9 protein-coding genes and 1 pseudogene are annotated in these 11,939 nt (G+C 62.1%); 5 read left to right on the top strand and 5 right to left on the bottom strand.

Features of this window, described 5'->3' with window-relative positions:
- Positions 1–67: 67 nt before the first annotated feature.
- Positions 68–943 carry a LysR family transcriptional regulator gene (locus ACQ5BM_RS33865; protein WP_247960525.1) on the top strand — a complete coding sequence of 292 codons (876 nt, stop codon included), beginning with the start codon at positions 68–70 and terminating at the stop codon, positions 941–943.
- 79 nt (positions 944–1,022) lie between these two features.
- Here the strand turns inward: ACQ5BM_RS33865 and ACQ5BM_RS33860 are convergent, their stop codons facing one another.
- The 5 genes from ACQ5BM_RS33860 to ACQ5BM_RS33840 all read right to left on the bottom strand — a co-directional run bounded on the left by ACQ5BM_RS33860 (position 1,023) and on the right by ACQ5BM_RS33840 (position 7,104).
- Positions 1,023–1,832 carry an ABC transporter permease gene (locus ACQ5BM_RS33860; RefSeq protein ID WP_429820596.1) on the bottom strand — a complete coding sequence of 270 codons (810 nt, stop codon included), beginning with the start codon at positions 1,830–1,832 and terminating at the stop codon, positions 1,023–1,025.
- A gap of 5 nt (positions 1,833–1,837) precedes the next feature.
- Positions 1,838–3,085 carry an ABC transporter permease gene (locus ACQ5BM_RS33855; protein WP_429820593.1) on the bottom strand — a complete coding sequence of 416 codons (1,248 nt, stop codon included), beginning with the start codon at positions 3,083–3,085 and terminating at the stop codon, positions 1,838–1,840.
- A 2-nt stretch (positions 3,086–3,087) separates the two neighbouring features.
- On the bottom strand, positions 3,088–4,224 hold the full coding sequence (locus ACQ5BM_RS33850) for an ABC transporter ATP-binding protein (RefSeq protein WP_429820591.1): 1,137 nt from the start codon (positions 4,222–4,224) through the stop codon (positions 3,088–3,090).
- An 11-nt stretch (positions 4,225–4,235) separates the two neighbouring features.
- A complete protein-coding gene (locus ACQ5BM_RS33845; protein ID WP_429820589.1) occupies positions 4,236–5,279 on the bottom strand; it encodes an ABC transporter substrate-binding protein in 1,044 nt (347 codons plus the stop codon).
- A gap of 754 nt (positions 5,280–6,033) precedes the next feature.
- A complete protein-coding gene (locus ACQ5BM_RS33840) occupies positions 6,034–7,104 on the bottom strand; it encodes a LacI family DNA-binding transcriptional regulator (RefSeq protein ID WP_429820587.1) in 1,071 nt (356 codons plus the stop codon).
- A gap of 228 nt (positions 7,105–7,332) precedes the next feature.
- Between ACQ5BM_RS33840 and ACQ5BM_RS33835 the strand changes: the two are divergent.
- From ACQ5BM_RS33835 to ACQ5BM_RS33820, 4 genes and pseudogenes are all read left to right on the top strand, one after another.
- Positions 7,333–8,168, top strand: a pseudogene (locus tag ACQ5BM_RS33835) (ABC transporter substrate-binding protein).
- A 60-nt stretch (positions 8,169–8,228) separates the two neighbouring features.
- On the top strand, positions 8,229–9,737 hold the full coding sequence (locus ACQ5BM_RS33830) for an amino acid ABC transporter permease/ATP-binding protein (RefSeq protein WP_429820585.1): 1,509 nt from the start codon (positions 8,229–8,231) through the stop codon (positions 9,735–9,737).
- 18 nt (positions 9,738–9,755) lie between these two features.
- Positions 9,756–10,763 (top strand): Gfo/Idh/MocA family protein, encoded by a 1,008-nt coding sequence (locus ACQ5BM_RS33825; protein ID WP_429820582.1) that lies wholly within the window; start codon positions 9,756–9,758, stop codon positions 10,761–10,763.
- A 43-nt stretch (positions 10,764–10,806) separates the two neighbouring features.
- Positions 10,807–11,937: an NAD(P)/FAD-dependent oxidoreductase gene (locus ACQ5BM_RS33820; RefSeq protein ID WP_429820580.1), complete on the top strand. Its 1,131-nt coding sequence runs from the start codon at positions 10,807–10,809 to the stop codon at positions 11,935–11,937.
- Positions 11,938–11,939: the final 2 nt, after the last annotated feature.

Below are 11,939 nucleotides of genomic sequence, written 5' to 3'. Positions count from 1 at the left end.
CGTCCGCGGGCAACTTGAAACGGGCCGTCTGATCGGCCCGTTTCCTTTTGGAAGCGATGCCACCGACGTGAGAAATATACCGACCGACCTTCTTCGCACGTTCCTCGCGGTTATCGACCTGCGCAGTCATACGCGCGCTGCCGAACAGCTGGGTCGCACTCAACCGGCCATCAGCCTGCAGATGAAGAAACTGCAGGAGCTGCTCAACGTTTCTCTTTTCGCCAAAGACGCGAGCGCCCAGCCGACCGAGGCCGGTGAGCTTGTCGCAAGCTATGCACGCCAGATGCTGGCACTGAACGACGAAATGATGCTGCGCCTCTCACGGCGTGACCAGCACGGAAAGATCCGCCTCGGCATCCCGAACGACTATGCAGACCATTTCCTGCCGAAGTTGATGCCCCGCCTTGCCAGCAGCGGCCATGACTTTCGCTTCGAGGTGGTCTGTGACCTGTCGCATGTTCTTTTGCAGGGACTGCGCAACGGCCTTTACGACATCGTCGTCGCGATGACGCCCGATGGACCGGCAGAAGGTGCATTCATGACCTGGAAGGAGCCGCTTGCATGGGTGGGCGACCGGGCGAGCTCAGTGGTCACGGATGAGAACGCCAACCTGCGCATTGTTTGTTATCCGGAGGGGTGCCTTTACAGACGAGCGATGCTAACTGCCCTGCAGCGTGACGGGCGCGGCTACGATCTCGTCTATACCAGCCCCAGCCTTTCAGGCCTCGAGGCGGCCGTCGGGTCCGGCTTCGGCAATACGGTGCTCGCTCGCCGTATCGTCCCGCCCAAGCTGGTCCGTCTTGACGATACCCTTGGTCTTCCGAGGCTGGCAGACGTCGTCGTCGGCATTTATCTGAGTTCTGACCGCAAGCGTTCTCCCGTTGCAGAGAGCTTCGCGGCGCATTTCGCCGACGCCTTTCTCGCTGATACGCGCGCGGAATAGTGCACTTGTTCTTTCTCTCGAAACGCTTCAGCGGGCGCCAATCCTGACGCCCGCTAGCACTGCAGGGAAACGGCTGCATTCAGGCCCGCCGCACCCGGCGGGCAAGATTCAGCGCCAGAAACAATGCGATGGAGACGGTGGTGAGCAGGCTCGCCGCCGCCATGATCGTCGGGTTTATCTGGTCGCGGATGCCGGAAAACATTTGCACGGGCAGCGTGCGTTGCTCAGCGCCTGTCAGGAATAGTGCGACGATCACTTCGTCGAAGGAGACGGCGAAGGCAAGCAATGCGCCCGATACGATGCCAGGCAGGATGAGCGGCAGCGTGACGGCGAAGAAGACACTGACCGGTCCCGCGCCGAGGCTCGAGCCTGCCCGCGTGAGATTGGCATCGTAGGTTGAAAGCGCCGAAAGCACTGTTACAACCACGAACGGAACCGAAAGAGCCGCATGGGCAAGAACCAGCCCTGTGCGCGTGTTGGTGAGCCCCAGCGCGCCGAAGAACATGTAGGCACCGACGGCGACGATGACGACTGGCATGATCATCGGCGAGATCATCAGCGCCATGACCGCCTTTCGGGCGGGGAAACCCGGCCGGCTGATGCCAAGTGCTGCAAGCGTGCCGAGAACGGTGGCAAGCGTCGTACTGAAAAGCGCTGCCACAAGGCTGTTGAGCAGGCTCTGCGTCCAGCGCGAATTCTCGAAGAAATCGGCGTACCAGCGCCACGAATATTCGTGGATCGGAAAGGTGAAGAACGGATCCTTCGCAAGGGAGAGCGGAAAGACGACGAAGAGTGGCCCGATCAGGAAGGCGAGCACGGCGAGGGCGAAGGTGACGGCAACGAAGCGACAAATCCGTTCGCTGCGGGTCGCGTAAGCGGGAAGCCACATGGTTTTCATCCGAGCTTGATGCGCTCCGCGCCGACGAGACGCAGGAACACGAGGTAAATGGAAAGCGTCATGACGAGGAGCAGACAGGCGAGCGCAGCAGCCATCCCCCAGTTCAGGTCGCGATTGATGTAGTTGGCGATAAAGTTCGATATCATCTGGTCGCGTGGGCCGCCGACCAGTGCAGGTGTAATGTAGTAGCCGAGCGACAGGATGAAGGTCATCAGGCAGCCGGCGGCAACGCCCGGCAAGGTCTGCGGCGCATAAACCCGCCAGAACGCACGGAGCGGCGGCGCACCAAGCGACCGTGCGGCCCGCATCTGTCCTTCCGGAATCGCCTTCATCACGCTGAGGATCGGAAGGATCGTGAAAGGCAGCTGGATATGCGTCATCGCGGTCACCGTGCCGAAGCGAGTGAGGATGAGCTGGAGCTTTTGCGTGGTGATGCCGAGCGCCAGGAGCGCCTGGTTGATCACGCCATCCGTCTGCAGCAGCACGACCCAGGCGGTGGTGCGCACCAGCAGTGAGGTCCAGAGCGGCAGTAGCACCAGCAGAAGCAGGAAGCTGGCTGTCCGTGCCGGTGCCAGCGAGATGATATAGGCCGTGGGAAAACCGAGAGCCAGCGTTGCAACGGTCACAAGCCCGGCAATCCAGAGCGTGCGACCGAGGATGTCGAGAAAGACCGCCTGGCTTTCTTCCACCCGTCCCACACCGCCTGAAGCGTCTTGCCCAAGGTCGACCGACGTCAGAAGATAGTAGGCTGTCAGAGGGCTCGCATTGCGCTTGATGATTGTCCAGAGATCGGGGCTTGCCCAGACGGGGTCGAGGGCCGCGAACTGCGGAGCGAGGGCACCGTCCTTGAAATTGCCGAGGTGGCGGACCACCGACATGATGCGGCTGCGCATGCCGGCGCTTTCGTAGTTCAGTCGCTTGCCGAGCGCGGCAGCCGTATTGTCTTTCTTGGCACGGGCAAGGTCGGCCGCTAGCGCAATGAAGGCCTCCTCGCCGGGTGTCGAACGCCCGTTCCAGCCTTCAAGAGCGACGAGGGTCTGCGGCAGCACGGCGCGAACCTCCGGATTGAACACGGCCGCGGTGAGGAAGAGACCGATCGGCGCGGCGAAGGTAACGATGAGGAAGATCAGAGCCGGCAGAGCCAGGGCGAATGCCCGCAGGCGGCTAGGCCGCTCGGCGCGGCGTAGCGCCGCGTCGAGGCTGGCGTGTGCAGCAGGAGCGGCGAGGGACAGGGTCTGTGTCATGGCTACCTCGTCAGTGTTCGGCAATCGGCGGCAAAACAGGCTATGCGAATGTGGCCTCCCGGTAGGATCGCCGCACCCTCGGCCGCCGGCACGGAGGCGACGAGACGTTCGCTGCCGAAGGCCTCCAACGTCAGCCGCATCCGGTCGCCGAGGAAGATCTTGTCGACAACCCGCGCGGTGATATGGTTTTCGGCACCCTTGCTGCCGGGGCTTTCCAGGTTCAATCGTTCAGGGCGAATGGATACGGAGAGGTTCGAGCGGACCTGGCCCAAAGGTCCGGTCGTGAAGAGCCGCGTTCCATCTGCCATCCGAACCACGCAGATGTCGTTTTCCGTGCCGGCGAATTCGCAGCAAAGCGTATTGTTGTCGCCGATGAAGCCGGCGACGAAGCGGTTTTCCGGCCGGTTGTAGAGCGTCACCGGATCGGAGAGCTGCTGGATGCGGCCCTCGTGAAAAACGGCAATGCGGTCAGACATCGTGAGGGCTTCGGACTGGTCGTGCGTTACATAGACCATGGTGATGCCGAGGCTCTGCTGAATCCGTCGGATCTCGACCTGCATGTGTTCGCGCAACTGCTTGTCGAGCGCGCCAAGCGGCTCATCCATCAGGATGAGTTTAGGGTTGAAAACCATGGCGCGGGCAAGTGCCACGCGCTGCTGCTGGCCGCCGGAAAGTTGTGCCGGACGGCGTTCGCCGAAACCGGAAAGCCTGACCATGGAAAGCGCATCCTCAACCCGACGCTTGGCTTCCACACCCCTGACGCCGCGATAGCGCAACGGAAAACCCACATTCTCGGCGACCGTCATGTGCGGAAACAGCGCATAGTTCTGGAAGACGAATCCGATGTCGCGGCGTTCGGGCGGCAGGCGCTCCACCGCTTGTCCCTCGAGCAGAATGCGCCCGGCAGTCGGCTGCTCGAAGCCACCGAGCATCATCAGCGTCGTCGTTTTGCCAGAACCGGAAGGCCCCAGCATCGTGAGGAATTCGCCGCGTCGCACCGTGAGGTTCAGGTCCTCGACAACAAGTGTGCGCCCGTCATAGGTCTTTTGCACGCGCTCGAACGCGACCATGGCCTGCGTGGCGGATGTGGTTGGCGGCGCCCCGTCGAGGCGCCCCCTCTCCAATGTGACGGTATTCATTTGCGCGCCCCTCAGTTGGAAAGCCAGGTGGTGAAGCGCTTGCGGATCTCATCGCCGTGATCTGCCCAGAAGGCGTTGTCGAGCGTCAGAGAGGTCGTCAGGTTCTCGGGGCTCGTTGGCAGGTTCTTGGCGTCTTCCGGCGCCACTTCCGCCGCCGCGCTCGTGCGAACCGGGCCGTAGGGGATGTATTTGGCGATGCCGGCCAGTACCTTTGGTTCAACGGCGAAGCGAATGAAGGCCAGCGAGCTTTCCAGGTCCTTGGCGCCTTTGGGAATGACCCAGTAGTTGGAATCAAGGATCTGGTTGTCCCAGACGATGCCGAAATGACGGCCCTCCTTGTTGGCGTTAAAAATGCGGCCGTTCCACGCCGTCGTCATGGTCACCTCGCCCGAGGCAAGCAGCTGCGGCGCCTGTGCCCCCGCTTCCCACCAGACGATCTCCTTCTTGATGGTGTCGAGCTTGGCGAAGGCTCGATCCAGGCCTTCGGGTGTTGCGAGCGTCGCATAGACGTCTTGAGGCTGCACTCCGTCGGCCAGCAGCGCAAACTCAAGATTGGTCGCCGGGTTCTTCCACAGCCCGCGTTTTCCGGGGTAGCTGGAAAGATCGAACAGGTCGGCAAGCTTCGTCGGCGGCTTTGCCAGCTTGTCCCCGTCATAGGAAAGGATCGTCGCATAAACGATCGTCCCAACACCGCAGTCCGACGTCGTGCCGGAAAGCCAATCCGATTTCGCTCCGATCTTCTCCCAGTCGATGATTTCGAAAATGCCCTCGTCGCAGCCCTGGAGCAGGGTCGGCGCGTCCACGTCAACCACATCGATCGTCGTGTTGCCGCTGTCGATCATGGCCTTGATCTTGGCGATCTCGCCACCGTATTCCTGCTCGGAGACCTGCCGGCCGGTTTCTTGCGCATAAGCGCCGAAAACGGCCTTGCGCTGAGCATCCTGATAGGCGCCACCGAAACTCATCACGGAAAGTGGTTCGGCAGCGAATGCCGGTAGGAACGCCAAACCATAGGCAAGCGTCGTCGCTGCCAGAACAATGCGTTTTCTGAACATGGAAATTCCTCTCTGGAGACAGATTTGACGTACCCGTCGCAGTGCCCGTCTTGCTTGCGGGCTATAAGGAAAGCCTATGTTGCGGCATGCCGTGGCGCAAATAAGTAGGTATCATGCGTGCATGAGCGGCGCTTATCAGGACGAGAGACGTGTTTGGCGCGCCCACGAGCCCAACAAGAATCTACCAAAATGATATCTCCGTCGCAGCGGCCTACTGCGACTCATCAGATGACGAAGAACCCGATCTTATCTTCACCACCACCGGCGGCATTCCGGACCCGGGCCGGTTGCAGGCAGCGAGTTCTGCGCGAGCGTCTTCGATGTGCTCGGCAATCCGGCAGAGATTGTCGATGACGTGCTGATCTACGACGCGACCGGCCGCCGCAGAAATCGCTGCAATGGGAAAGAGGGCGACACTCGTCGCCCGCGACCCCTCCATCGCGCCGGAAATAGAGCATCACCTAGGTGGTGTTGCGCCACTTGCTGACTGACCGGGAAATTCGCGAGTTCCCCGCACAGGTTATTGTCGAGCATGGGACGATCCCGGTGAACGACCTCTTTCGATAAATTGCGGCCTCAGCGAATGATGGCGTCACGGAGATCGAAAGACTGGTCGGTTCAACGCCTCTGCGGGCCCGGCCCGCCCTCCGGTATTGACTGCACAAGATCGGCGCCGCGGTAAGTAGCCGATGGGTTCATGCGGCCATGCTGGATGCCCTGCGGCTTGGGGTACAGTACTGACGACGCCGAATGTCTATGTGGGCGCGGCGGCCACGGAGGCGCGCTCGACGACTTCCGTCTTCAGGACGACGCGCGTCGCCTCCGCGCTGTTTCCGTTAAGCCGCTCGACCAATAGCTTGGCCGCCGCTTCGCCAAGGCCGTAGACGGGCTGGCGCACGACCGTGACGGGTGGTGTTGTGACGGATGTCCAGTCCGCGTCGTGAAACGACACCAGCGACAGGTCGTCTGGAATGGTGAGGCCAAGTTCGCGACAGACCTTGAAGACTTCGAGGCCGATCACACTGTCAGATGCGATGATCGCTGTCGGACGCTGCGAGGATTTGAGCATGACGGTGGCGATACGGTGAGTGTATTCCGATGTCACGGCGCCCACATGCACCCAGTCTTCCATTCGCTCGAGCCCGGCCTTCTGGCAGACATCGAGAAAGCCCTCGATCCGCCGGCGCACCGAGCCGGTATTGATGTCGGCCGGTTTGCCGAAGCGGTGGTCGGGGGTGTCACAGGCAGTGAGGTAGGCGATACGCCTATGGCCGAGCGCGATGAGCCGGCGTGTGATGTCTTCCGCAGCATGTCGGTCGTCGGCGATCACGGTATCGACGTCGAGCGTCTCGCTGCCGCGGTCGAGGAGAACAAGTGGCCGACCGGAGCGGGCGGCTTCACGCAAGTGGTCGGTGTCGCTCTCTTTGGCCGGTGAGACGATGAGGCCGTCCACCCGCTTTGCGAGCAGGGTGCGAATTGCCGCTCTTTCCGTGTCGGCGTCTTCGCCAGAATTGATCAGCACAACGGTGAAACCGGCCTGCCGGGCGACATCGGTGATACCTCGCATCGCCAAGCTGAAGAAGGGGTTCTCGATATCGCCCACGACCACACCGATCGTGCCGGAGCGCCCCGTCGTCATACTACGGGCCAGTTCGTTCGGCTGGTAGTTGAGGGCGCGGGCGGCCGCGGTCACGGCATCCCGCACATGGTCGCTCACGGTTCCATACCCCCCTAAGACACGCGCGGCGGTTGCCTTCGAGACACCTGCCTTGCGGGCAACATCGGCGACCGTGGCGGAGGGTGATCTGGGTGGGCTTTGGTCCATGGAAGTTAGCCATACAAGAGATATTGACGACTGGCAAATGCGAAGATAACAATTGAAAAAAGTCAAAGAGACCGGTCTCTTTTATATTTGAGACCGGTCTCAATACAAGAATAGCGAAATCCCGGCATGCGATGGCATGGGCCGGACGAGCGGTTCGTGCCGTCGTCCGGGTGGGACCCGTGCGGCTCGAAAACATCGCAGACAACACCACCAGAGGAGACGAAATCGATGAGACTATCAGAAGCCATCACTTCCCCCCTTGCCCGCATGCGGGCCATAGCCGTCGCAATCGCCTCGGCGTCGTGGCAGGCGTAACGGCACCGGCCCTAGCGGAGGATAATTCCCTCGGCCTGATCGATCCGGCGGTGATTAGCGTCGGCACGATGGGGGATGCGAAGCCCTATGCCTTCACCACCGCTGACGGCAGTTTCAGCGGCTTCGACGTCGAACTCTTCCTCAACGTCGCCGAGCGCCTGGGCTTCAAGAAGGAGCAGGTGATCTTCACCGGACAGGAATTCTCCGCCCTGATGCCGTCGGTGGCCAACAGCCGCTTTGACGTCGCCGCCGCCGCGATCGGCACGACGGACAAGCGCAAGGAGACCGTCGATTTTTCGGACGGCTATCTCGCCGGCTTTCTCACCGTGCTGACGCCGGATGCCGGCATCACCGATGCGGCCGGCCTCAAGGGCAAGCGTCTTGGGGTGGTGCAGGGTACGCTGCAGGAAATCTATGCCGAGAAGAATTTCACGGGTGCGGACCTGGTGAAGTTCCCGGACAACAACTCCGCCATCTCCGCGCTCAACAATGGCACTGTCGATGCGCATTTCCTCGATTACGAGGCGGCAAAGGATTATTCGGCGCGCTACCCCGAACTGAAGGTCGCCGTCAACATCCCGAGCTTCGACGCGCCGGCCGGATTCGTCGTCCGCAAAGGCAATGACGCGCTGCGCGAGGCACTGAACAAGGGCCTCCAGGCCGCCATGCAGGACGGTACCTGGAAAACCCTGCACGAAAAGTGGTTCCCCGGCACGCCGATGCCGGACGCCTATCTTCCCAAGCAGTGATGCCACCTTGCCGGTCCGGCCTCGCCGGTCGGACCGGTCTTTCTTCCAAGGGACCTCCTGATGAACTGGCTTGAAAACCTGCGCCGCAGCTTCCTCGACTGGAGCGCGATGGCCGAAGTGCTGCCGACGATGATCACGGTCGGCCTCAAGAATACGCTGATCCTTGCGGCGGCCTCGACGGTGCTCGGTGTCGTCATCGGCATGGTGCTCGCCATCATGGGCATTTCTCGTTCGCCCTGGCTACGCATTCCGGCCCGCGTGTATACGGACATCTTTCGCGGTCTGCCGGCCATCGTCACGATCCTGTTGATCGGCCAGGGCTTTGCGCGCATCGGCCGCGAACTGTTCGGCCCCTCACCCTATCCGCTCGGCATACTGGCGCTCAGCCTCATTGCCGGCGCCTATATCGGCGAGATCTTTCGTTCGGGCATTCAGAGCGTCGATCGCGGTCAGATGGAAGCCTGCCGAGCATTATCCATGAGCTATGGCCAGGGAATGCGGCTGATCGTCGTGCCCCAGGGCGTGCGGCGCGTGCTGCCGGCGCTGGTCAACCAGTTCATTGGCAATGTGAAGGATTCGAGCCTCGTCTATTTCCTCGGTCTGCTTGCTGCCGAACGCGAGATCTTTCGCGTCGGCCAGGATCAGGCGGTTGTGACCGGCAATCTTTCGCCGCTGCTTCTTGCCGGTGTCTTCTATCTCGTCATCACTGTGCCGCTCACCCATGTCGTCAACGCGATCGACAACCGGCTCAGGATTGGCAAGCAGCGTCCGGCCACCATCTCCAGCGGGCTGGAGGAGGTCAGTGAACTCGATGGAGCGAGCCGCGCTTCGCAGGTCGAATTCAAGGGTGGCAGCCTCGACATTCGCAATCTCGGCATGGCCTATGGTGAGCTCGACGTGCTGAAGGGGGTCAACCTTTCGGTCAGGCCCGGCAGTGTCACCTGCATCATCGGGCCGTCGGGCTCCGGAAAATCGACACTGCTGCGCTGTATCAACCGGCTGGTCGAGCCGAAGAGCGGCGACATACTTCTCGACGGCGACAGCATCCTTGGCATGAAGCCGGAGCGCCTTCGCCGACGGGTGGGCATGGTCTTCCAGCACTTCAATCTCTTCCCCGATCACACTGCGCTTGAGAATGTCATGCTGTCGCTGACGAAGATCAAGGGACTGCCAACGGACAAGGCAGAGCATACAGCCAAGGCGAGGCTTGCCGATGTTGGCCTTGCCAGCCGGCAGCATCACCGTCCGGGTGGCCTTTCGGGTGGTCAGCAGCAGCGCGTCGCCATTGCCCGCGCACTCGCCATGGAGCCGGAAGTCATCCTGTTCGACGAGGTAACGAGTGCGCTCGACCCGGAACTAGTCAAGGGCGTGCTCAATTTGATGGCCGACCTCGGCAAGCGCGGCATGACGATGGTCGTCGTCACCCATGAGATGGGCTTTGCCCGCCGCGTCGCCGATCAGGTCGTCTTTATGGACGAGGGACGCGTGGTCGAGGCCGGCACGCCGGCAGCGATCTTCGACAACCCGCAGAGCCCGCGTCTTCAGCGCTTCCTTGCGGAAGTGCTTTGAGGGGGACAGGAGAAAAAGATGACACGAACGATACGATGGGGCGTGCTCGGCTGCGCGGGCATCGCCGCCAAGGCCGTCATTCCCGCCATTCAATCCAGCCGCCTGGGACGGGTCGAGGCCATCGCCTCGCGTGATCCAGGCAGGGCGGGGGAGATGGCGGCGCGCTTCGGCATCGCCAGAGCCCATGGTAGCTACGAGGCGCTGCTGGCCGACACGGAGATCGACGCGATCTACAACCCGCTGCCCAACCACCTGCATGTGTCGATGACGATCATGGCGCTGGAGCACGGCAAGCCGGTCCTTTGCGAAAAGCCGATCGCGCTTAATGCTGACGAGGTAATAAGGCTAGCAGCCGCGCAGGAAGCAGCGCGCCTGCCCGTCGCCGAGGCCTTCATGGTCCGTCACCATCCGCAGTGGAAAAGGGCGCGGGCGCTAGTCGCTGAAGGGCGGATCGGCGAGGCTCGGGCCATACAGACGATCTTTTCCTACTATCTCGACGATCCCCAGAACGTACGCAACCAGGCCAGTATCGGCGGCGGGGGCCTTTACGACGTCGGATGCTATGCCATTAACACGGCGCGCTTTCTCTTCGGTTCCGAGCCGCTGCGGGCCATCGCGCTTCTGGAACGCGACCCGGCCTTCGATACGGACCGCCTGACCAGTGGCCTCATGGAGTTCCCGGAAGGCCGGCAGCTCGTCTTCACCTGTTCCACGCAGTTGGCCCTTACGCAGGCGGTCACGGTGCTCGGAACGTGCGGGCGTCTGGAAATTCCCATCCCCTTCAATGCGCCGGCCGACGCACCAACCCGGCTCGTGCTTGACGACGGCCGCGACCTCGCCGGTGGCGGGCGCCAGGAGATCGCCATCGAGCCGGTTGACCAGTACCGCGAGCAGGCCGATGCCTTCGCCGAAGCCATTCTCTTCGGCACCCCACTCGAGATAGGGCTGGAGGATGCAGTCGCCAACATGAAGGTCATCGACGCTCTCTTCCGCTCCGCCGCCAGCGGCCACTGGGAAGTGCCCTGACCATTTTATCCATCCGCATGATCAACCGACTGAAAGACATCCCATGACCGACAACATTATCTCATCGGCCGTCATCATTGGCGCCGGCATATTCGGGGTTTCCACAGGCCTTCAGCTTGCGCGGCGCGGCATGCGCGTCACGATCCTCAATGATGGCCCGCCGGCCAATGGCGCTTCCGGTCGCTCGCTTTCCTGGCTGAACTCGGCGCGCATGCGCTCGGACCCCTATCATCGACTTCGGATGGCGGGCATCGATCGCTACCGCACGCTTTTCGCGCGACACCCCGAAACGGATTGGCTTCGTTTTGACGGAGGCCTGACCTGGGATGCCGACGACAAGGGCAACGAGATTGACGCTACATTCCGCCACGAGGTTTCGCTCGGTTATGATGCCCGGCATGTTTTGGCCGCTGATGTCGCGACAGTGACGCCAGGCCTTGATGCGAAGGCGATCACGCCACAGGGGGCAATCTTCAACCCGGGCGAGGGCTGGGTCGACCTGCCGATCCTCATCGATCTGCTTCTCGAAGAGTTTGCCGAACTCGGCGGCTCGCTCGTCACCGATCAGGGCAAAGCAAGGATCATGGTCGAAGACGGCCGCGCTGTCGGTGCCGAGACGGCAACGGGTGGCCGCATCCTGGCCGATGCCGTCGTTCTTGCCACTGGTCCGGCTGTACCGAAAATGGCGGCGGACGCGGGACAGTCAATCGGTGATGGAACGCCGATCGCGCTGCTGGTGCAGACCAAGCCACTCGCCCATCCCTTATGCGCTGTTCTCAATACGCCGCGCGTTGCCGTCCGCCCGGCACCGGGCGGCACGTTCTCGTTGGATGCCGACTGGGCTGCGGACGAAGGGGTGAAGATGCGCGAGGACGGCGGGTACGAGATCGACGATGCCGTCGTCGACGCCCTGCTTGCGGAGGCTTCAAGGGTGATGGAAGGCAATCCCCGGCTCGAGATCGCCTCCATTGGCGTCGGCGGTAAGCCGATCCCGGGTGATGGCGAGCCCGTAGTTGGCGCCCTCAAAGCCATTCCCGGCGCCTACGTCGTCTTCAGCCACAGCGGCGCGACGCTCGGTCTCATCATGGGTGAGTTGTTGGGCTACGAGATCGCGACCGGTGCGGAGCATCCGATGCTCGCAACGTTCCGACCTGAACGCTTCGCATCACAGTAAGG

This window comes from Ensifer sp. B1-9, from assembly GCF_050474445.1.
Taxonomy (GTDB): domain Bacteria; phylum Pseudomonadota; class Alphaproteobacteria; order Rhizobiales; family Rhizobiaceae; genus Ensifer.
Note: the sequence above shows the minus strand (reverse complement) of the source record. Positions and strands in the feature narration are given on the sequence as shown.